16 protein-coding genes are annotated in these 22,702 nt (G+C 46.2%); 4 read left to right on the forward strand and 12 right to left on the reverse strand.

Annotated features, from left to right (window positions below):
* Positions 1-79: 79 nt before the first annotated feature.
* The 3 genes from D0X99_RS07760 to D0X99_RS07770 all read right to left on the reverse strand — a co-directional run bounded on the left by D0X99_RS07760 (position 80) and on the right by D0X99_RS07770 (position 1,738).
* Positions 80-517 carry a UPF0158 family protein gene (locus D0X99_RS07760; RefSeq protein WP_119477113.1) on the reverse strand — a complete coding sequence of 146 codons (438 nt, stop codon included), beginning with the start codon at positions 515-517 and terminating at the stop codon, positions 80-82.
* Positions 518-607: 90 nt separating this feature from the next.
* Entirely contained in the window at positions 608-1,255 is a 648-nt protein-coding gene (locus D0X99_RS07765) for an alpha/beta hydrolase (RefSeq protein ID WP_119477114.1), read from the reverse strand.
* Between the two features lie 3 nt (positions 1,256-1,258).
* Positions 1,259-1,738: a cytidine deaminase gene (locus tag D0X99_RS07770; protein WP_119477329.1), complete on the reverse strand. Its 480-nt coding sequence runs from the start codon at positions 1,736-1,738 to the stop codon at positions 1,259-1,261.
* 119 nt (positions 1,739-1,857) lie between these two features.
* Between D0X99_RS07770 and D0X99_RS07775 the strand changes: the two genes are divergently transcribed.
* The gene (locus tag D0X99_RS07775; protein ID WP_119477115.1) at positions 1,858-3,189 is read left to right on the forward strand and encodes a saccharopine dehydrogenase C-terminal domain-containing protein; all 1,332 of its coding nucleotides are present in this window, start codon (positions 1,858-1,860) and stop codon (positions 3,187-3,189) included.
* Between the two features lie 72 nt (positions 3,190-3,261).
* Here the strand turns inward: D0X99_RS07775 and D0X99_RS07780 are convergent, their stop codons facing one another.
* From D0X99_RS07780 to D0X99_RS07800, 5 genes are all read right to left on the reverse strand, one after another.
* On the reverse strand, positions 3,262-4,323 hold the full coding sequence (locus D0X99_RS07780; protein ID WP_119477330.1) for a DUF4249 domain-containing protein: 1,062 nt from the start codon (positions 4,321-4,323) through the stop codon (positions 3,262-3,264).
* Between the two features lie 4 nt (positions 4,324-4,327).
* Positions 4,328-6,730: a TonB-dependent receptor gene (locus tag D0X99_RS07785; RefSeq protein ID WP_119477331.1), complete on the reverse strand. Its 2,403-nt coding sequence runs from the start codon at positions 6,728-6,730 to the stop codon at positions 4,328-4,330.
* Between the two features lie 10 nt (positions 6,731-6,740).
* On the reverse strand, positions 6,741-8,201 hold the full coding sequence (locus D0X99_RS07790; protein WP_119477116.1) for an IPT/TIG domain-containing protein: 1,461 nt from the start codon (positions 8,199-8,201) through the stop codon (positions 6,741-6,743).
* Positions 8,202-8,317: 116 nt separating this feature from the next.
* Positions 8,318-9,025 (reverse strand): tRNA1(Val) (adenine(37)-N6)-methyltransferase, encoded by a 708-nt coding sequence (locus D0X99_RS07795; RefSeq protein WP_119477117.1) that lies wholly within the window; start codon positions 9,023-9,025, stop codon positions 8,318-8,320.
* Positions 9,025-9,627, reverse strand: a complete 603-nt coding sequence (locus D0X99_RS07800) for a DUF2179 domain-containing protein (RefSeq protein ID WP_119477118.1) — start codon at positions 9,625-9,627, stop codon at positions 9,025-9,027. The genes D0X99_RS07795 and D0X99_RS07800 overlap by 1 nt, the downstream gene beginning before the upstream one ends.
* Before the next feature lie 428 nt (positions 9,628-10,055).
* Between D0X99_RS07800 and D0X99_RS20690 the strand changes: the two genes are divergently transcribed.
* Complete coding sequence (locus D0X99_RS20690) at positions 10,056-14,147, forward strand: LamG-like jellyroll fold domain-containing protein (protein WP_119477119.1); 4,092 nt, start codon at positions 10,056-10,058, stop codon at positions 14,145-14,147.
* A gap of 239 nt (positions 14,148-14,386) precedes the next feature.
* On the opposite strand, the gene D0X99_RS07810 is transcribed toward D0X99_RS20690, so the two are convergent.
* The 4 genes from D0X99_RS07810 to D0X99_RS07825 all read right to left on the reverse strand — a co-directional run bounded on the left by D0X99_RS07810 (position 14,387) and on the right by D0X99_RS07825 (position 19,000).
* Positions 14,387-15,553 carry a CynX/NimT family MFS transporter gene (locus D0X99_RS07810; RefSeq protein WP_119477332.1) on the reverse strand — a complete coding sequence of 389 codons (1,167 nt, stop codon included), beginning with the start codon at positions 15,551-15,553 and terminating at the stop codon, positions 14,387-14,389.
* A 195-nt stretch (positions 15,554-15,748) separates the two neighbouring features.
* Positions 15,749-16,780, reverse strand: coding sequence for a ferrochelatase (gene hemH / locus D0X99_RS07815; RefSeq protein WP_119477120.1), 1,032 nt, complete (start codon positions 16,778-16,780; stop codon positions 15,749-15,751).
* 137 nt (positions 16,781-16,917) lie between these two features.
* On the reverse strand, positions 16,918-18,165 hold the full coding sequence (locus tag D0X99_RS07820; RefSeq protein WP_119477121.1) for a cation:proton antiporter: 1,248 nt from the start codon (positions 18,163-18,165) through the stop codon (positions 16,918-16,920).
* A 7-nt stretch (positions 18,166-18,172) separates the two neighbouring features.
* On the reverse strand, positions 18,173-19,000 hold the full coding sequence (locus D0X99_RS07825) for a universal stress protein (RefSeq protein WP_119477122.1): 828 nt from the start codon (positions 18,998-19,000) through the stop codon (positions 18,173-18,175).
* A 330-nt stretch (positions 19,001-19,330) separates the two neighbouring features.
* Here D0X99_RS07825 and D0X99_RS07830 point away from each other — a divergent pair, with 330 nt between their 5' ends.
* Positions 19,331-20,917 carry a M14 family metallopeptidase gene (locus D0X99_RS07830; protein WP_119477123.1) on the forward strand — a complete coding sequence of 529 codons (1,587 nt, stop codon included), beginning with the start codon at positions 19,331-19,333 and terminating at the stop codon, positions 20,915-20,917.
* A gap of 3 nt (positions 20,918-20,920) precedes the next feature.
* Positions 20,921-22,666 carry a M14 family metallopeptidase gene (locus tag D0X99_RS07835; RefSeq protein ID WP_119477124.1) on the forward strand — a complete coding sequence of 582 codons (1,746 nt, stop codon included), beginning with the start codon at positions 20,921-20,923 and terminating at the stop codon, positions 22,664-22,666.
* Positions 22,667-22,702: the final 36 nt, after the last annotated feature.

Genomic DNA, 22,702 nt, shown 5'->3' on the forward strand with positions numbered 1-22,702 from the left:
AGGATAAAAGGTAAGAAAAAGAATGGGCGAGATCCAGATCGGGAAAGAACTAAAAAACCGCCCGGAGGCGGTTTAAATGTCAGTCTTCAGAATAGTTGAAGGAGTCGACCTGCTCTTTTACCCAGTCTTGGTATTTCCCTTTTCGGTATTCGATCCAGTCGTTTTTGTATTTGGAGTCTTCAATCAAAAACTTGAATCCAGTCGCAGCTTTGGGTTTGCTTAGTGCATTGACTAAATCTTCGGCTAAATTTCGTTCTTTCACCTTTCGGTCGATGAAGTCCTGCATCATTTGATGCTCCTGCGGTGCCTCCATTTTGGTAAACTCCGCAAAATTGTCCGGATCTTCTTCGATTTCGTCCAGAATGTCTTCTTCCTCTTGTGTCAGGTCGTAATTGAAGTAGTCTTCATCGTCCGGCATTTGGTGAATCTTCTTCTTGTCCAACTGGTAGAAGCAGACCATTCCTTTAAGTAATTGGGTAGCAATGTGATCTACCTCTTTTTCAGTAAGCGAAAGCATGGATGGGTTTCAAGATTTTTTAAAAATAATGAAAGGTGAAATTTCAACAATTTGTTTGAAACATAGCAATCCCAAGGCCAAAAAATAGCCTCAAAGCTGATGATTTATGATTTTTTCCAAAACATCGGAGTCTAATTCATGCCCGCCTGAATACGAAACTCGGATTACCTCTTTTTTAAGCTGAACAATCAACTCTTCCTGTTTCTGAATACTCTCAGCAGTGATCATTTCATCCCGGTCTCCCAAGGCAAGAATAACAGTGGTGTTTTGAAATTTCGTTCTTGTATTTTCCAGACTTAGATCCAGGGCAAAACCTCCGGCCCAGAGTACTAAAGTCCGGATTTCCTCTTTCCACCTGCTTGCCCATCGGGCTGCAGTGGCCGCTCCCTGGGAAAAACCCAATACATGGATAGGTGGTGGCGTCACATAGCCTGACAAGACTGAATCCAAAAGGGAATCAAGAAACCGATGGTTGTTTTCAATGGCGGTTTCCCGCTCATGACGAGTCATCCAATTGGCACCTACTCTTCCTTGAAAACCCTCCAAATACGTGTAATTCGTCCCTTCCGGAGCGATAAGCAGCCTGTCGGTAGAGTAAAACCGACCGAACTTCCGGAGGAAGAACTCAGCCAATTGCCCGTATCCGTGTAGTACGAGCCAGATTTCTTTCTCCTGAAAAGTTGGTTCGTGAGAAAGGGAATAATGTGCCTCGTAATCAAACCGGATGGATTTTTTCACAGGTTAGCTGTTCAGGTTGTCAAACTTCAAGGGCAACAGATCCGAAATGCCCTTGATCCTCATCACGTTCCCATTGCTACAAAGGATCAACATCGTAATGGGCTTGGAAAACCGATTCTCAACCTCATTGATGGTCTGTCTGCATACGCCACAGGGCGACACATTTGCCCAGATTTCTTCACCTGCACGCTGCGCTACAATGGCCAACATGACCGGGGCTTTGTCGGGATAATTTGCTCCGGCGTAGCCAAGAACCAGCCGCTCAGCGCATACTCCTGTGGGGAAGCTTACATTTTCCTGATTCGAGGACTGCAGGACTTCTCCATTTTCAAGCAATACAGCTGCTCCGACATGAAATCCTGAGTAGGGGGCATAGGCAATTTTGGAAATAGCTTGTGCTCTTGAAATGAGCTCCTGCTCGATATGGTCTAATTCTTCGGGTTTTAACTCCTCGATTTCCGTCTTAAAACTTATTTTTTTCACAGTAAAAATTGGCTTGGGCAAATCCTAACGATCAAAGTAAGGAATTGTTCCTTAATTCCTGCTGGAAAGGCTTTTTCCGCAAAAAATTATTCCCAATTTAGACAAGTAAACCCATTGTAATGAAGACTATTTTAATCCTGGGAGCGGGCAAATCATCCACCTATTTGATTGATTTCTTGGCAGACTCCTGCGAAAAAAAATCGAGGAAACTGATTTTGGCAGACTTGGACCTTTCTGCTGCAAGTGCTAAGCTTAAAGGCAGGCCGGGAACTCATGCCGAGCAACTGGACTCTGGAAATCCTGAGAAAAGAAAGAGTCTCATTTCCCAAGCTGATGTGGTCGTCTCCATGCTCCCAGCTTTTATGCATCCGGTAATAGCCGGTGATTGCCTGGAGTTAGGCAAACACTTTTTTACGGCTTCCTATGAAACTGATGGACTGCGAAAAATGAAGGCTGAAATAGAATATAAAGGGCTATTTTTCCTGAATGAATGTGGTTTGGATCCAGGGATCGACCATATGTCGGCCATGAAAATTATCCACGAGGCCAAGTTAAAGGGCGAGGAAATTGTGGCATTCAAATCTTACTGTGGAGGACTTTTGGCTCCTGAGAGCGAGGACAATCCCTGGAAATACAAGTTCACCTGGAATCCCAGAAATGTGGTGCTGGCTGGGCAGGGCACTTCCAAATACATCGAAAAAGGAGAGTTGAAGTATGTGCCCTATCACCAGCTTTTCCGACGGCTGGAGACCGTTCACTTTCCTGGCTTGGGGGATTTTGATGGCTATCCCAATCGGGACTCCCTGAGCTACCGTCAAGTTTACGGGCTCGAAAATATTCCGACAATGCTACGTGGAACTCTCCGTCGGGCTGGATTTTGCAGTGCTTGGGATGTTTTTGTTCAACTGGGAATTACGGATGATTCTTTTCACATGGAATTACCCGAAAACACGACTTTCCGGCAGTTTTTGAACGCGTTCCTTCCTTGGCATGAGCAACTTAGTGTGGAAGAAAAACTCGCCCAATTAGTTCCGGATTTGGATTTTCCGACATTTGAAAAGATCCAGTGGTTGGGATTTTTTGAAAACCGGATTTTACCAAAAACCAAGGGAAGCCCAGCTGAGATTCTTCAGTCTATTTTGGAAAAGGACTGGGCCTTAAATCCAGATGACAACGACATGATTGTGATGCAACATTTATTTGAAATCAAAACGGCCCAAGGGTTGAAAAAGGTGACTTCCAGCTTAGTGAGTTTTGGGAAAGATTCTGTGTACACCGCCATGGCCAAGACGGTCGGCTTGCCTTTGGCAATTGCAGTGGATCTTTTCATGGAACGGAAAATCAAGCTTCAGGGACTTTATGTGCCTGTTTTGCCGGAAATCTACGAACCCATATTGACCGAACTGGAGCAGTGGGGAATCCGATTCCATGAAGAAACTCAGTGGACTTAATTTCCTGGTATGACCACACAAAAAAAGTACAGTCTCAAGAGGCTGTACTTTTTTTGTTTCCAAGTTCAAAAATCAGGGATTCCAGTCAGCAGGAACGTCTACCGTAGTCCCGGGGATTACCCTGCAATCATCTGGGACAATTGCCCGATTTTGGCGGAAAGTCAGATCTGACTTGTCAATGTAAACTCTCTTGGAAGATTCACCGGCCGCCATAAAATAGCCCAAAACCACTTCGTCAGGATTATCCAAACTGATCATGTTTCCTCGGATGGTAGCGGGAGGGGGATCAAAGATCGACCCGCTGATCTCTGCCTGTTGCTTGACTAAGCGGAGAAATCGGTAGGCTTCCTTAGAAACTGAATATTGCTTCAGGTCTACCCGATATTTATTTACAAATCTAAATCCATCATCCTCGATGAATGCCGCCGGAATTCGGGTGGAAAGACCATTGAAATTGTCGTCCTGTGCGATGAAGATGCTTTGGTTTCTTGATATTTCAGTTCGGTAGCAAGTAGCACAGCAGGCCTTAGGTGCCGGAGTTCTATTTGGATTTGAATCCGACGGACGAATGGTAAATAGATCCGGGCGGGTCTCAAAGATGTAAGTCGCAGGGCTGTTTCGCCAAAAATAGAAGTTGTTTTGGTCGGCAGGATCGTTGATTTCTGCGACTAGTTGGACGCCTGATCTAGGAATTTCCTGTCCCTCCACGGGGATTGTAATTGTATTGATCGCAACGTTTTCAATTTCAGGAACAGACTCAACGCGTTCAGGAAGTGATGTATAGACCTTTCCTTCAACTGTCTGAATTTGAAGTGTGTAGCTTTTTCCTATTTCAGCCCTAAAACCCGCGGGAGTAAAATAAGTACCCCGTGCTTGAGCTCCCTCTTCCAAAAAGGTAATCCGTCCTTCATTGTCACGTACCACCACAGTCGCTCCAGAAACAGGCCGGATTAGTCCTTCAAAGGCACTTCCGTACGTGTCACTTCTGGTAAGAGAAATCGCATGTGGTCCCGGTCCGGTATGGATAAGTCCCTCCACAGTCAATAGCTGTTGACCCTCCGGTACATCTACTTCATAGGGATCGATGCAGGCCATGGGGAAGAGCAGTAAAATATAGATCAGTCTTTTCAGCATCGTGTCAAAATTTAAGGGCATAACTCAAGCTGGGAAGAGGCACGCCCAAAAGGGCCAATCGGAGGGCTTGTGGAGGTGATCCTTCCGCATCGTCAAAGTAAATGGAGAATGGATTTTTTCTCCCGTACACATTCAGTAATGAAAAGGTCCAATTTCCCTCGAAGAACTTCCCTTTTCCGTCAAATTTGAAATTGACTGCAAAGTCTAGGCGGTGAAAATCCGGCAGACGTTGTTGATTTCGGGCATCGAAGTAGGCCAGGTTATTACCAGAAAAATCAAACTTCGCCTCAGGGAAAGTTATTGGCCTTCCGGTACTATAGGCAAACGTGGCTGAAATGGAGGTATTGGTACTGACCTTGTAATTCCCGATTAAAGTCAGGTCATGCGGCTTGTCAAAGTTGGAAGCATACCATTCTCCATCGTTGATGTTTTCTTCTTCATACGCAGTGATCACTCTGCGAAGTGCTCTGGAATAGGTATAAGACACCCACCCGGTCAGTCTTCCCAGGTTTTTCTTCACATAAAGCTCTACCCCATAGGACTGTCCTTCCGCAGGAATCAGCTCGGTTTCGATGTGATTTTGAAGAATTAGGTTTGCGCCGTCTTTGTACTCGACCACATTCTGAAGGTCCTTGTAATAGACCTCGATGGAGGTTTCAAAGATGTTGCCCTTGAAGTTGTTGTAAAAACCCAAGGAGTATTGATCGGCGATCTGGGGTTCAAGGAAGTTGTCACTCAGTTTCCACACGTCCGATGGGGCAATGGTAGCCGTGTTGGAGATCAGGTGGATGAACTGATACATTTTGTTGTAGCCCAGTTTGATCGAACTGGCTTTGTTGAATGAGTACCGGAAGGAAGCTCTGGGCCCAAGTCCATCGTAGGTTTGGATCACTTCTCCTTCTCCATAAGCCGTTTCACCTATGGCACTTCCGTCGGAGATGGGTTCGTTTTCTGCATATTGCCGGACTACCCGAGGTCCGAGGTATTGGTACATGTCATATCGAAGGCCATAGGAAAAGCCGAACTTCTCTCCGAGTTCAAACTCATGCTGAAAGTGTACTGCCGATTCCCTTCCGGCTTCGTCTTGGACTTTTTTGGGCAAAATTTCCTCATTGGCTCCAGCGGGAGTCAATTCACCGGGCTGGATCTGGACTTGCTTATACTCCCCTCCAAAGACAATTTTATTGGTCTCGCTCAGGTTGTAGCCCAGGAATACTTTTCCTCCCAAATCCTTGATGTCTGAATTGATGTCAAAATCGTTGATTCCACTTTGGTTGAAAATCCCATAATTATACAAGGAATAAAAGCCCAAGGCCTCCAGGCTCAGTTTTGAGCTGAGTTGACTTTTCCACTGGACTGAATGAGCGGTGTTCCTCCAGGAAATAGTGGTGTCAGATGAAAATGCAAAATCATCGTAGCTGGTGTAATAGCTGTAGGTGAATTCATTTTTGTCTGAAATCGGCGCATTGATCACCAAGTTGCCATCATAGAAGTTAGCCTGGGAATTTTTGAGCGTCGGGTTACTGAGCGAATTGAGAAACCAGTTGATGTAGGAAATCCTAAAGCCTCCAAGAATCGACACTTTGTCTTTGATCAAAGGGCCGTTCAGGGAAAGTTTCCCCGAAAAATTACTAAGCATAAGGTCTCCTCCCCATTTATCCAGACCTCCAGCTTTGGGTAAAATATCCAAAATCGCGGAGCTTCTACCCCCAAATCGGGATGGGACGACTGCTTTGTACAGTGTCACGTCATTGACCACGTCGGCATTGAATGCGGTAAACAAGCCAAACATGTGGGATGGATTGTAAATCGGCGCTCCGGCAAACTGAATCAGGTTTTGGTCTACCCCGCCACCACGGACGTTCAGGCCGGAGGAAGCTTCTCCCACTTGGCTCACACCAGGAAGGGTTGCAAGAGACCGTACGATGTCGATTTCTCCCATGAAAGGAGGCAATTCCTTCATCGTGTTCATGCTCAGGGTGATCGCCCCCATGTCAGTTGACCTGATGTTTTTCTCCGGATCACTTCCATAAATGACCACGTCATCCAATTCAAAATCCTCCTGTATCATCCGGATGGAAATTCTCCCGTCGCCTACCGCTGTGATGGGATATTCGATGGTTTCATAGCCCACGTACCGAAACTGCAGGTTGTACTCTGCACGGTCCAGGACCAATTCAAATGCTCCGTTGTTGTCGGTAATCCGGTTGATATTCAACTCAGGAACTGTGATGGTGGCGCCGACCAATGCTTCACCCGTTATTTCGTCAATGATCCGGCCGGAGATTTTAATCCCTTTAAGCTGCCCGATATCCCGGCCCACGACTTCTCGTTTCTCGGGTGTGGTAGTCTGTGCCAAAGCCAACTGCCCTGAGAGGAGAAGGATTAAGAGTAAAAATTTTTTCATAGGCTTAAGATTAAATTCCATCGGGATCAAATCGATAAAGTTCCATCGGGAGATTTCCCGAAACAGAAACCTCAGCGGCTCTGAGGATGTAAATCTGTCCATTGAAGGTATAATATCCGATATTCACACTCTGTGGCAATCCAGGGATGTTGTTTTTGGTTTTCCAATTGAGAGTCTTCAGGTCAAGTTCCCAAAGCTGATCGGTGCGACGATAGAGTCCGATGTAAACCTTGTCTCCAATGACCTGAGCCATTCCAAAACCGTTTTCCAGTTGCCCCGGATAAGATGTAAAGACTCTCCAGCTGTCAGACTGTGGGCTGTACTCCCAAATAGTTCGATCCTGTGCAATGAAGTAGACCTTGTTTTGGTAGATAAAGTAGGCAAGACTATAGTCTATATCTAGGGGAGTGCTGCCCAGCAAGGCCCAAGCCTTGGTGGCAGAATTGTACTTTCTGATTCCACGGGTTCCTATGCCAGTACCTCCTGCGAGAAAAAGTTGCCCATCCAATTCAAAAGCCAAAGATCTGAAACTGTCGAAAGGAAGATCAGGAAGGGGTTCAAAAGTACTTCCGTTAATTTTCCAAAATTCCCTGCTGTAGGTAAAAACATCCCGATCTACTTCAATTCCTCCTCCACCCAAATAACCGGAAGTTGCGAAGGCTCCTTCTACCGGAGTTCCTGGGAAATTGACAGCCGTCCAGGTTCCGGATTGGGGATTGAATCGCTGGAAACCCGGAAAATATCCTGCCAATCTGGAAATTCCCAATCCGGCAAACAGGCCATCCTGATTTTGGAAAAAGACATTTTCATAGATCCGTCTTCCTTCGGGAAACTGGCCCACCAAGGTGAATTTTCCGGATCGGTACTCAAATTTTTGACTGAATTCCAAAACCCGATCCTGAATCTGAACCCGGATGGGCACTACGACCTGGCCGGAAGGATTGGGGATTCTGACCCTTAGACGAGTTTCAAAAACGTTTTCGAGGATTGTGGCTTCTTGAGTTCCGAAGAAAACCTTGGTTCCTTGGGGAAAATTTCTGCCCTGGATGATCATTTCGCTCCCGGGTATGGAAAATGTAGGGCTAAAGGATTCGATTATCGGATTGAGCGTGGTTAGTTCCAGTACTTCACCGAAGATTTCCACTCCGTTCACTTCCACAAAGGCTTTTGCGAAATAAGGTTGATTGATCTGTAGCCCGGTAGTTTCTCCGATAAATCTCCCCGCGCTTTCTTTTACTCCCAAAGAAATGACGATCGGAGAGGAAAAGTTTTCATTGGTGGATAGATAAAATCCGTGATCCGATGCGGAAATGGGCTGATTGGTGATGAGGCGTCCTAACATGCGGACCTTATCACCGCTCACAAAAATCACCTCTTCAGTCACTACTACAGTAGTGACATCTTCCTCCTGGGTGCAGGCCCATCCAGTCAAAAGCACCAGAAATATGCTCAATGACAGTAGTTTTCGCATGTAATAGTGGTAGTTGATAGGGGTCAAAAATAGAAAAAACAGGTATTAAGTCAACCTGTCAAAATCAGTACAGGGTTTATTTAACAAAAATCAAAACGTTTTTGAACTGGGTTCCCTCAATACCCCAATAAAAATCCGGAAAGCAGGTTGGAATATGTCTCGGTGTAATAGCCGCTTTCATCTTTCAGGGTGATTTCGATTTCCTCCATCAGCCTTTTTGCAAAAGAAAATCCACTGATTTCCCGATACACCGGTTTGCTGGGTGAGTCTTTTACCCGCGCCTTTTGGAAAGGAAAAAGCCCGGACTTTTCGGCCAGACTTTCAAAATCCTGCATCTGTCTAGGAGGTAAAATCACCCAAAATGATCCATGTGGAGAAAGCAACTTTCCGGTTTTTTCAATCAATTCCGAAAATGGCATCTCGTCGGTGTGAAGTGCTTTGTTGCGTTTGGAATCGGAAGATTTGAGATGGTCCGGAAAAAAAGGAGGATTACTGACGATCAAATCAAATTGAGGCTGTTCCGGAAAATCCTGGAATCTTCCCTGAAATAAGGAAAGTCGCTCCGAAAATCTGCTTTCACTAAAATTCTCCACAGCCTGCTCGGCAGCATCTTCGTCGATTTCTATGGCGGTTACAGAGGAATTGGGAAATCGCTGAGCCATCATGAGCGCTATCACTCCAGTGCCCGTGCCGACATCAAGAATTGTTGTAGGTTTTTCTGCCAAAGTCAAGGTGCCCAAAAGAATCGCATCTGTGCTGATTTTCATCGCACAGCGATCCTGATGAATCCGGAATTGCTGAAACTGAAACCAGGAATTGCCCATTAGGTACGGGCTCTGCTGAAGAAACGGGAGCGGAAACCGACACGGTCCTCCATCACGTTCAGTTCCTCTTCGGATACCCGCTTCACACTTTCGATGGTGTAAAAGGCCTTTTCATCTACCTCTTTTACTTTCTCGATGAATTCTTTAAGTACTTCCCGCTTCATGACTGTGAAGAGCAGGTTGACTTTTCCAAATCGACCCTCACCTCCCACGTTGGTGAATCGGTAGTTTTTTTCCTTCATAAACTCAAGCAGCTCTGGAAGTGGCTGTGGTGTAATTACACGGACCAGAACCCTTCCTAAGGCCAGCTTTTCATCCAAAGTCATCCCCACGTAGGTTCCTGTGGCGAATCCGCCGGCATAAGCAATGTAGGAGAGGGGATTGTTGACATTCTGGAAAATCTGGCCGATCGCCAACAGCCAAATCATGGCCTCGAAAAATCCCAAAATGGGTACGATGTTCTTTTTCCCGTTCATCATGAACATGATCCGAAGGGTATTGATCGACACGTCTCCAATCCTAGCTACGAAAATCAGCAAAGGCATCAGTACGTAATTGAGGAGGTTGTCAGAGATTCCCAGGGAATTAAACAGGTCTTGCATGAGTCATTCAAAAGCTTGGGCAAAAATACTCCTTTTCTTTGGTATGGGGGTGGAATAGGTCCGATGCTTTCTAAAATCCTCTTGCGACAGGTTAAAAAATGTAGTTTAAATATAAAAAAATGTAAATATTTTAATGAAAAATAAATATTATAGCTATTTTTTGATTTTATAAAATAATATTCCTACATTCTTCAAGTTTTCGGTAGGTTCTATGTTTTTTGACTTTTTATTCTTTGAGGTTGGTAATTGCAATCGCAGAAAACAAGGTTTTCATTTCGCGATTGAGTGTTTAGTCAAAAATAGGAAGCCCACTTTTAGATAAATTTTAAGATTTATCCAGTTAAGGAAATTTCGTTCCGGTTCGATAAAGTCCAAGGATTAAGTTTTTCAGAATCAATTGATTTTTTACTCATATAAACCAAAATGCCATGTTTAAATCGAAAACAGTTTTCTATTTGCGCTCGGAAAACAATGAATTGTTTGATGGAGCCGAGACTGGAAACCCAGTAAAGTTGGTGGGGGAAATTCAGCAAACTCCCCGTGAAAATGAATTTCAGGTCAAAAAAGGATTTATAGACATCGGGAAAATCCCAGTCTTGGAAAAATCGGATTCATTCACATTGGAGGCAGTGATCCAGCCAAAAAAAATCGGTGGTACGCGACAAAATATCCTCGAATCTCAATCTCCTCCTGCGGCAGTTTTTCTGGATAATCTCGGTAATATAAACGGGAGTGTGCATACTTCTGCAGGTTGGCAAGTGATCACCTCCCCGAATCCTTTGCCTCAGAACAAGGAAGTTCATGTAAGATTTTCCCGCTCTTCCACTGGCACCAATACTCTTGAACTTGATGATAAAGTAGTGGCTTCCAAAGATATTCCAGGCAAGTTGGTTCCAGTTGGTAATTTAGGATTTAAAGCGGGTGCCGGGATGGATGGGAGAGCATTCCAATTTGAGGGATTGCTTTCCGAAATTCAGATAAAAAATGGGGCAATTTCAGGTTTGGAAATTCAAAAAAGGGCCAAGGATGCTTTAATATTGGAAAAAGCGATCCAATTAAAAATCGGAGCCAGGGCCAAGGTAAGAGTAGTCCCGAGCATGGATGAAAGTCATGCTCGGCTACTTCCCATCAAAGACATCATGAATGCGGTGGGAGTTGAAAAACTCAGTGACTTGGATCAATTGAGAATAGCCGCCCCTACCAGCATCACCAGAGGTAAGGTGATGATAGCATCCAGAAAAAATGACAATCTGGGAGTGAATTGGGGATTGATTGCAAAGGATTTTGTAAAAATGAAGCCGGCTGATAAAAAGGTTCATTTGGCAAAATTCCTACCAAACAGAAACAGCAGTCCTCTGATTCTTTCTTCTCTCAAAAAGGAAACTCCGACAACTCCGACGACCACCACAGCCACACCAAGAACCACAGGCAGCATTCTGTTGACCAACCGCACTTTGGGAACTAGGCTGGATGCATTTACCACGGATATTAGGACTGGAGTCAGAATACCCAAAGAAGTCATTGCCTCCAGCCCAACGATAGAGGCAAGCCGGGTTTCCCAGCCGATAAATGCCTCGGTTCTATTGGATGCGAAGAAACTCACGGTCAAGGATCCGGAGATAGCAAGCCGATTGATGAGTAAAAGCCCAAAAAGTTGGCCCACCTTGACCAACCAGACCAGGGTGATGTCTCTGACTACCCTTCCTGTAAACCAATCGGTCATCATCGCAGGCGTCCTTGACCTCACCAATATCAGGCTAAGCATTGAGGCAAATGTTGAAAAACTGATCATCATTGCAGAGCAGATCATCTGTGGTCCCAATGCAGAAATTACCTGGAAAAGACCGGGAGGCTCTACTCCGCCTCGACTCGATGATCCATCTCTGGACGGAAGGGGCTGGTCGGGAATCCGAACCAATGGGAATAACAGGCACGGGCTGAACGGTGAAGATGCCCGGTCAGGATCCGTAGGTATAGGTGGCGCAAACGGACTGAATGCACCTGAACTTGAAATCTGGGTAAAAAACCTTACCAATATTCCTAAGATCGATATCAATGGAGAGGACGGAATAATTGGAGGAAGAGGTCAGAAAGGAGGGCGCGGAGGAGATGGGGCCGATGGAGAAGGTGGGAAATGGGCCTGGTTTTTTGGAAAACACTGTGTGTCTGACCCTGGAGACGGAGGGGACGGCGGAGATGGCGGAAGAGGGGGAAACGGCGGAAGAGGGGGAAATGGTGGTAACGGCGGTAAAATCACCATCGGAGTGTTGGATGGAACCCTTGCCCAAACAGTTACGGCCAATGCTTTCAGAATAAAAAATGAAGGGGGGCGGGCCGGAAGAGGTGGGCCTGGAGGTAATGGTGGACTCGGAGGAAGAGGCGGAAGAAGCGGTAATGGGGAGGTCTGCAGGGATGCAAGAAATGGCTCCAACGGTGCCCAAGGCCAGCCAGGGGCAGTGGGTCCCGATGGAACCCGAGGAGGTATTGATGCTTCCAATGAGTTTTTTCAGTTTAGTGAGGATGCATGGAATGATTTGCTGACCCGACCTTTTATTACCGAACTCAATCCTGTGGAGATTTTCCCGGGTAATTCCATCACCATAAGAGGAAGTAGATTTGCCAACAACGACCGGGTGATTATAGAAGGAGGGATTACCTTGGTGCCTACCATCAATGCGGACGAAAGTATTTCAGTAACCATTCCATCCAATATTTCAGGAGGCCAGAAATCGATTTTTCTCCGAAGAGCCTTTGATAACACAGAAAGTAACAGACTTCTCATCCGGGTGAAACCCCAACTTGATAATCTTCCTGCTGTACTTCCCCCCATGGCTACTGTGGAGATTACCGGTAAAGCATTCCTTAACGGGGCTTCTGTAATCGTAGATGGAAAAGCCGTTCCCGGAACATTTATTTCCCAAACACGGATCCGCTTTATAATGCCTGGAACAAATGGTACAGGTTCTGCAGGAGGGAGTGTGTCCATTCAGGTCAGAAATCCAGATGGACTAATTAGCAATTCCAGAACAGCGACCAAACCTCGAATTCTCGAAATCCCCTTTACCTATGGGGTTCACAATTTGCCTTTCGACAATTTCACAGACGGTATTCCTTCTTGGGGCACTTTTGAGGACACTTTCGGAGCGGCAGAGGTTTGGCATGAGTTGTTGGATCCAGTATTTGGACATCCGGTCCTTACCGGTGCATTTTACCTCTTTTATGAGCACTTCCTTAAGGGGGAAGCCAATGGAGGTCTTGCCACTGGATTTTGTACTTCCTTGGCTAGTGTGGTCGCCGATAAACTTTGGAAAGGCGAAACCAATGCGATCACCACGTCCAAAGCCAGTATTCATCAAATGCTTACAGCTATTCACGGCCGACTACTCAGCCGGGAAAGTTTGATTCATTTCCACGATCAAAGCCGGGAAGGGATTTCAAGAGTGGAAAAGACTGCCAGAGCGATTGAGCGGATTTTCATGACGGGCTGCGATAGGCATAATGCACCGTTGTTGTTTTTCATTCCTTCAGGAGCAATTTGGGATGCCGGGTACATGGATGGACTCAGCTCCTCCCATTGCATCATGCCCTACCGATTTGTGTATCCCGAAGGGCATCCCGGTCCCCAATTGAATCCTATGGGTACCACCACCATTTCAAGCTTGGATGGAGTGGAGTTGTATTGTTGGGATTGCAACAGGGCTGACAATCCCAACTGCAGGATGAAATTTAAGCTAATCGGCAGTACGCTTCACTTTGATTATTTCAATGGAGATGACACGGCCCAATTCCGAAGTGAAGACAACATTACCCTTGGAGTAATGAGCAACGGAGATTACCTGATTGCTGACCATGACCTTCCCTTCAGTGGTCCTTTTGGTTTGACTAGCTTTATTCTGGATTTTCTTCTGAGTCCTGCAGATCTGGAAATAATAGATGAAAATGGACTGCGGGTAGGAACATTCAATGATAAAATATTCAGCGAAGTACCGGATTCTCACCCATGTTATCTAGTGAAAGGCGCATACCTGCTGCCTCTCAACCGCAACTACACGAGAAAGATTGTAGGAAACGGCACAGGAAAATACTCTTTCAACAGCATCATGCCTGATGGAACAACAATCCGTGTGGAGGAAGTAGATACTCAGCCTGGACAGGTGGATACACTGATGGTCAATTCCGATGCGAGCCTGATTCGGTTCACTCCTCAGGTGGAGAAACAATTCACTTTGACTTTCTCCAGATTTGTGGACAATCAGGTCCGATCCCTTTCCTTTAGCGGAATTGGGGGAGGTCCGGATGCGGAAACGGATATTACGGTCAGTCCCGATTTGAGCATCCTCCGTTTGGGAAATAGGTCTACCCTGAAAAATGTTCAGGTAAAGGCCTTCTCAGTGGACCGGGTAACAAATAATCCGATCACTACCAGTTCTTCGATTCAACTTCCAACAAATCATGACTTGATTGTGACTGTAGCTAATTGGGACAATGCCCAAATGAATCTTTCGACCTTGGATTTCTGATCAGTTTTTGAGTTTGTAAAGACTGTTTCAAACCTGAAACAGTCTTTTTTTTTGTCTATCGATGGGGGAAGAGAAAAAGCCGATGTTGGAATTGATTTTAGTTTGGCCTAAGAAATATTCCAGATTTGAGTCCGTACTAGGAGTTGATCTCATTAACCCGGATAAAAGATTCCGTTTTGGTCCTTGAAATATAGGTTCCCCGTACGCTAAAGTGATGCGATTGGTCTGGAAGGGGGAAGTCACATGATCTTTTTGTCCCGGCCAGCAGGAAGGCCAAACGCGACAAATTGAACCGACATGGCTAGCAAAAACCAGATCAGAATATTCCAATTGTCAAATAGGTCAAGTGAAATGCCGAACACCAAAGGCCCCAATGCAGCCAAAACGTAGCCAGCGGATTGAACCATCCCCGAAAGTTTGGCGGTGGTCAAATCTTCTGCCGAGCGAAGAGAAATCAACGTGTATGCAATACTTAAGCTTGCTCCGCTTCCGATGCCAATTATGGTAAGTGCTGCAAAAGTCACAAGCTCCTGATGAACGAACAGTGCCGAATATCCGACGAAATATCCGATCCCCACGATGAGGATGACACCGGATTGGTGTCGAAGACGGATCAATAGGTTAGGGGCAAAAAAAGTCCCGATCAGGGAAATCAGTTGCATATAAGATAAGGCAATCCCGGCATTGACCGGACTCATTCCCCGCGCAATCAGCATGTCGGGAAGCCAGGTAACCATGGTGAAATACATCACAGATTGAGCTCCCATAAACAGGGTGACCTGCCATGCCAATTTGGATTTCCAGACATTTTTGGCAGGAAGGAGTTCGGCCTGAAAACCTGAGGAATGAGGCCTCAATTGCGGAATCCAGACCACCAAAGCCAGAACCATCAGCACAATCCAGGAAGCCAATGAGCCTCTCCATCCCAAACCCAGGTCGACTGCAAGAGGAACACTGATTCCCGAAGCTATCGCTGCGAAAAGGGACATTCCTGTTGACAGCAAAGCGGTCATCAAACCGATTTTTTCCGGAAGACGCGCTTTGAAGAACGGAATCATCAGCACGTTGGCGGTGACAATACCGATGCCTGTAAGGGCAGTTCCGATGAAAAGCAGACTGATTCCCCCCAAAACTCGCAGGATTAAACCTATCGATAGGATCAGAATTCCAAGGAAAATCGCTTTTCCGTGCCCTAGTTTTTTACCAATGGATGGAGCAAAAAGGGAGAAAATGGCAAAAGTAATCAGCGAAAGGGTGGTGAGAAATCCCGCCAGTCCATTGGAAATCCCCAGATCTTCCCGAATAAACGGGATCAAAGGCCCTACCGAGGCGATCGAAGTCCTGAGATTGATCGAAATCAGGATGACGCCGAGGATCAGAAGAGTTTGATTGGAAGATTTGGACATCAAAGGATTTTTGAATTTTGATTTACGATTTACGACCTTTTCCTGAACCTCTAAGCTTTTTCCTAAGGGTAAACCCATTGAGTTAGCGTATGAAGTTCAAGGAGGCTTCGTAAATCAAAAATCGTAACTCATCCATTTCAAGAGATTAATATCGAATATCCAACACCGAATGATGAATCATGAAGTAAAGTCAAATCACGCCCTCGACTCAACCAAGTCCTTCACGCAATCCACCCAAGTATCATTGGAGTTCAAGCTTGGAACCAAGTCCCAGTGCTCCCCACCGAGCTCTTCAAATTGCTCTTTGTATTCTTCACCCACTTCCACGGTAGTCTCCAGGCAGTCTGCCACAAAAGCAGGGGAGAACACCAGCACTTTTTTCACGCCTTCTTTGGCCAAGTCCTTTATCATGTCCTCGGTATAGGGCTTGATCCAGGGATCCTTACCCAAGCGAGATTGGAAGCAAGTCACGACTTTATCCTCCGGCAATCCTAATTTTTCAGCCACCAAGCGGGTGGTCTGAAAACATTGCGCCCTGTAGCAAAACTGGTTTTTTAGGCCGTATTTATTGCAGCAGGCGCCAAGCTGACAATAGCCTTCCACGCTGCCTTTTCTTATTTGCCGTTCCGGAAGCCCGTGGTAGGAAAACAGGTACTTGTCATACTCATGCTTTTGCATGGCTTCCCGACCGAGTTCGGCCCAGGCCTCCAGAAAAAGAGGATGATCCACGTAATTGCTGATAAAGGTAATCTCAGGAATAATCTGCCAAGTGCGGGCGATTTCCATTACCCGATCCATCACCGAGCCGTTGGTGGCGGAGGCATACTGTGGGAAAAGCGGCAGAACAATGATCTTTTTGACCTTGGCATCCATCAGTTCTTTCAAGCCTTTCTCAATGCTTGGATTCTGATAGCGCATCGCCATGGCGACAAGGTACTTTTCCGGATCAAGCTTTTGGATCAGTTTCTCTTTCAGATCTTCGGTATGAAAAAGCAGGGGAGATCCCCGATCCGTCCACAATTTCCGGTACTCCCCGGCAGATTTGGGAGCACGAAAAGGTGCGATGATAAGATTGACCAACATCCATCTGGGAATAAACGGGAAATCGATCACACGTCCGTCCATCAAAAACTCCCGGAGATACTTCCGTACGTCACCGGTTTTGGTGCTGTCCGGAGTGCCCAGATTAACTAACAAGACGCCGATTTTTGCTTTATTCTTAGCCATGGATTGAATTCAAATTTCCTTTGGAAAGCCCAAAAATAGGCGCTTTGTTTAATTTCTCCGATTGAAGTTTTCTAAGTCGAATAGGAGCAGCTACTTGGAGTAAAACAAAAATCCCGGACTGACCGGGATTATTTGGTTTATTCAGACTTGCTTGTTTTCAGTTTTAGAGCCCATTTCATCAGTGGACCGGAGGTCATGGAGGTGACCAAAGCCATTACTACCAAGGCGACAAAGAGCTTTTCGGTGATCAATCCGTTTTCCAATGCAATCAGACCAAGGATGATTTCCATAGCACCGCGGGCATTCATTCCAAACCCAATTGCCAAAGCTTCTCCTCGTTCCAAGCCCCCTCTCATCGCCCCAAATCCACAGCCAATCACTTTGCCTGCATAGGCAACTATGATAACCACCAAGACTAGGAGCGGATCAAAATTGGTGAAGAAGTTGACTTTGAGCCCGATGGAGACAAAGAATACCGGGGCAAAAATATTGTTGACAAATTGATGGATAATTTCCTTGGCCCGCTCGGTCATGTGTTCGGAATCTCCAATTGCCACACCGATGATAAAAGCACCAAAAATGGCATGGATTCCGATAAACTCGGTAAAGGCTGCGGCCAGAAAACAAGCTGAAAGGGAAAGTGAGATCAGTCCGCCCGGCCAAGCCAGTCGCTTATTGATCCAAGGAAGGACTCGGTTGATGAGTGATTTTCCGACCGTAATCATAAATGCTGCAAAGCCTACGGTGAGCAAAATGGTATATCCCAGTCCAATAGTACCGGACTCTTTTCCCATGAAGCTAAGAATGATGGAGAAAATCATCCAGCCTATAATGTCGTCCACCATGGCGGCTGATACTATCATCATCCCCATCCTGCTTTTGAAAAGATTGAGATCCATCAACGTGCGCACTATCACGGGCAGGGCGCTGATGGCCATGGCTGTGCCCATGAAAAGTGAAAAGAGCAATTTGCTTCCCTCGGAAAACCCAAAGAACTCTGCAAAGTAGAATGGCGCAATGAAGCCAAATGCGAATGGAATTACCAGTCCAAAAAAGCTGATGTTTAATGCTCTTCTTCCCTGAGAAAGGACCAAGTGAAGTTCCACTTCCAGACCTGCAATAAAAAGCAATAAGACTACTGCTACTTGCGTATATCCAGCCAGAGCAATATTGCTCATCGGATGGGATTTGAACAGGAATTCAAATATTTCGGGAAAGAAGCTGCCTAAAATGGTGGGCCCCAAAAGTATCCCGGCCATGATTTCTCCGACTACAGCCGGTTGCTTGAATTTCTGAGCGATTTCAGAAAACACCCGCGCTAAAACCAGCATGGTCGCCAATTGAAGCAAAAGCGTCACTACCTCGTTGTGTGTGAGTTTTTCCATCTTTTTTTTATTTGACGATTAGCAGATTACAAGGCAGCTCGGCGAGAATCTCTTCCAAATCATGGGGAAACAGGCGGTCTATAAACGTGTATGCCCGCTGATCTCCCATGATCAACAGGTCTGCCTGAATGGTTTCGCAGTACCGAACGAGCTCCACAGCCCATTTTCCTGCGGTAACCTTGATGTTGATTTTGAGTCCGCTTTGGTCCAGACCATCCAGGATTTCCTGGACGTATTTGATTTCTTCCTGCACCAATTTCCTTCGGGTTAGGGCCACTTCGTCCTCAGAGCCTTCTCCCGCTGTAGCCATTTGAAGTCCATAGAGCCGGATTTCGTTGAGTATGTGAAGCTGAGTTACTCCCAAGGCCCGGCAGAATTTCAGGCTTTCTGAAATCACGTGAGGAGTTTCATCGAGCTGAGTACCGTTGATGACTACCTGGGAAAATGTCGTGGCCGAGATCTGCGGCTCAATCAGCGTTAGCACAGAGCACTTGATCTTTCGGATCACTTTTCTGGCTACCGAGCCGATGTAATAGGTGAGTAGACCTTCCTTTTTCAATGCCCCCAAAACCAGAAGATCCACCTTTTCCTCTTCGCAGGTTTTGATGATCATTTTGGCTGGTTTACCTTCTTTCCAGATCACTGACGTTTTTGGCCCATTTAGTCCATGGGCATCGAGGATGACATTCAGCTTATCCTCAAGTTCAGAGGTTTTTTCCCCGACATGAATCAACAAAAGTTCGGCGCCAAATAAACCGATCAAACGCTTGGTTTCGGCTATGAGTGCTTCCATTCTGGGGGAAAAAGCGATCGCAAGGGCAATTTTTTGGTACATGGAAATAGAGGCTAGTCAGGCTCAAATACGCCAATTTTTGGCAAACGGCCAACCCAATTTGATCCAAATGCCATTTATCCCATCAGAAATCCGTTGATTTGGCCATTCCTTTTACCCAAAAATCAAGCGAAGATTATTGGGTATTTTTCCCTAAACTTCCATCCGATTTTGACACTTTCTTCAGAAAAGAAACAGATAAACTGATCTATGAAATCGAGCATGACGAAAACGTCACACACCAGTATGATGCAATCTTTTGAGATTGTCCCGATCCCGATTGCTATCGCAACAGGACCGGCTATATGACCAATTAAAATCAATTATACCCACATGAAAAAACACCTACTCACCGGGCTGATGCTAGGAAGTCTGATTTGGAGCGATGTCTTCGCCCAATCTGATTATCCCACACTCAGTCAGGTCAATCAAAGGCTCCAAAAACTGGGAAGCAATGCATCCGTGGAGCTCAAATCCCTCACCAAAACCGAAGGAGGCAAGGACATCTGGGTGCTCAAAGTGGGCACCGGAGCCAAAGATCAAAAACCAGCAATCGCTGTAGTCGGTGGAGTGGAGGGCTTCCATGTGCTAAGCGTCGAGTTGGCGCTTCAGTTTGCGGAAAAGCTGGTGGCTGAAAACGCGGCTGTCCTCGACAAGACCACGTTCTACATTTTTCCCAACATGTCTCCGGATGCCTATGAGCAATACCATGCTGCCCTGAAATATGAGCGTCGCGGGAATGCCGTGCCTATGGATCATGACCGGGACGGTACTCCCGGTGATAATGGCTACTCTGATCTGAACAGCGATGGGATGATCACCTGGATGCGGGTGGAAGATCCGATGGGTGATTGGACTGTTTCCAAAGAAGACGAACGAATCTTGGTCAAAGCTGACCGCTCCAAAGGGGAAGCTGGAAAATACCGGGTTTTCAAAGAAAGCAAGGATGATGACAAGGACGGGAAGTTTGCAGAGGATCTGAAGGAAGGCATTGCTTTCAACAAATCCCTGACCTACAAATTCCCTGTTTTTGAGCCCTTGGCAGGTGATATCGCTGTGTCTCAAAAGGAAAGCCGTGCGATGTTGGACTACCTGTTTGAGCAGTGGAATATTTTTGCTTTTGTCACCTTTTCTCCTGCAAACAACCTCAGCGCTCCATTGAAATACAATGCGGGTGATGCCAAAAAGAGGGTGGTTACTTCCATTTTGGAAAAAGACCAAGCCATCAATGCGATGGTTTCCGACTTGTATAACAAGACTGTAAGCCAGAAGGCGTTTCAGCAAACCAATCAGGGTACAGACGGAGACTTTTTCCAGTGGGCTTATTTCCATTTTGCCCGATTGAGTTTCAGCACTCCTGGCTATTGGACTCCTGAGTTCAAGGGAAAAACCAACGCGGAAGCCAATTACCTGGCTTGGGCAGATTCCTTGGGATGGAATTCATTTGTGCCTTGGACTGAAGTGAAGCATCCGGATTTCCCTAATCAGAAAGTGGAAGTAGGGGGTGTTAAACCTTTTGTGATGGTCAACCCAGCTTATGAAAAAGTGGGAGAAATTGCCAAAGAACACACCGATTTCATTTTGAAGCTAGCCGAAATGCAGCCCAAACTTGAATTCCATAACCTGAAGACAGAGTCCTTGGGAAATGGATTGACCCGGGTGACCGTGGATCTCTTCAACAATTCCCCACTACCGACACATTCGGAAATGGGTGCTCGGTCCCGTTGGCTTAGAAAAGTGCGAATTGACATGGATGCCACAGCAGAAAAGATTGTCTCCGGAGACAAGATCAAACTGGTCGATTCCATGGGTGCTTTTGAAAAAACCACCCTCAGCTGGATTATTCGCGGTACCGGCACTGTAACAATCAAAGCAGGCGCCGCTCACACTGGTTTTGCCACTCAAACTGTAAAACTCTAAGCCATGAAGACGATGAAAATGAAACATATGATGGTGGCCCTGGCTTTGGGAACGTTAAGTCTGGGTTCGTTTACCTCCAATGCCCAACAGGAAAATTACTTCCGGGCAATTGGTACCCCGCACAAACCTAAAGTGGAAATTGCCTGGAATCGATATTACAGTTCAGAAGGTCTTTGGGACTGGATGAAAAAGATTGCCGCTGCGCATCCGAATTTGGCCAAGGTGGAATCCATCGGGAAGTCCGTCGAAGGAAGGGATATCCTCACGCTGACGATTACGGATTTTTCCACCGGAAAGGACACCGAAAAGCCTGCCATGTGGATCGATGGAAACATCCATTCCAATGAAATCCAGGGTGGTGAGTTTTCCCTTTATGTGGCCTGGTATCTTACTGAAATGTATGCTGACAATGAATTTGTCAAGCAGTTGCTGAAAGACAAGACCTTCTACATCACACCTACTATTAATCCTGACGCAAGAAATAATTTCTTCAAAGAACCAAACACCGCAAACAGTCCCAGATCCGGTATGCTGGTTTTGGACAATGACGGGGATGGTCAAAACGGGGAGGACCGAATGGATGACCTGGATGGTGATGGCCACATCACCATGATGATCCGAAAGTCTCCAACAGGGCGATTTATCAAGGATCCCCTGGATCCTCGCAGATTGATTCAAGTGGGACCTGATCAAGTCGGAGAATATGAAATGCTCGGTCAGGAAGGCACGGACAACGACGGCGACGGAGAAGTCAATGACGATGGAATTGGTTATTATGACCCTAACCGTGACTGGGGATGGAACTGGCAGCCGGATTATATCCAACGAGGTGCTATGAAGTATCCTTTTACCCTGCCGGAAAACCGCTCGGTGATGGAGTTTGTCATGAAGCATCCGAACATCGCCGGTGCTCAGAGTTTTCACAACTCAGGCGGGATGATCCTTCGGGGTCCAGGAGCTGAGGAAGATGTGAATACCTACAACCAAAATGACATCCGAATTTATGATGCTATCGGAAAAAAAGGGGAGGAAATGATTCCTGGCTATCGTTACCTGACCGTTTACAAAGATTTGTATTCGGTGTTTGGAGGGGAGTTGGACTGGTTCTACGGTAACCGTGGCATCTTCACGTATTCCAATGAATTGATGGTCTCTTACCTTTATTTCAACAAAGAAGCTGGGAGAGGCAATCAGGAAGAGCAACTCAAGGTGGACCAGTTGTTGACACTCGGAGATGCCTTTGTCAACTGGAAGGAATACAAGCATCCGCAGTTTGGTACGATTGAGATTGGAGGGTTCAAGAAAACCTTTGGACGCGCCCATCCTGGATTCTTGCTGGAGCAGGATGCCCATCGCAATGCAGCCTTCACCATCTATCATGCTTACCATACTCCAAAGCTTTCGGTGATGGATGTGAAAGAAGAAGATTTGGGTGGTGGCCTCAAAGCCATTACCGCTACGATTTTCAATGAGCGAATGATGCCTACTCATGCCAGCCAGGACCTCAAATACAAAATCGAGCGGCCTGACTACGTGACTATTTCGGGGGCCAAAGTGGTCGCGGGATTTGTAGTTGAAGATGAGGATATGAAAAAATTCAAAGAGCAAAAGTCCTCGCCGGAGAAGATTGCAGTAGAAAATATTCCCGGTATGAGTTCGGTAAAAGTTCGCTGGATTGTTTCTTCAACTTCCAATTACAGCATCACAGTGGATTCCGCCAAAGGCGGTAAGGCCAGCTGGAAGAAGTAAGGATTTAATTAAAAACAGGAAAGCCCCGGGGAAATT

The organism is Algoriphagus lacus (assembly GCF_003583985.1).
GTDB lineage: Bacteria > Bacteroidota > Bacteroidia > Cytophagales > Cyclobacteriaceae > Algoriphagus > Algoriphagus lacus.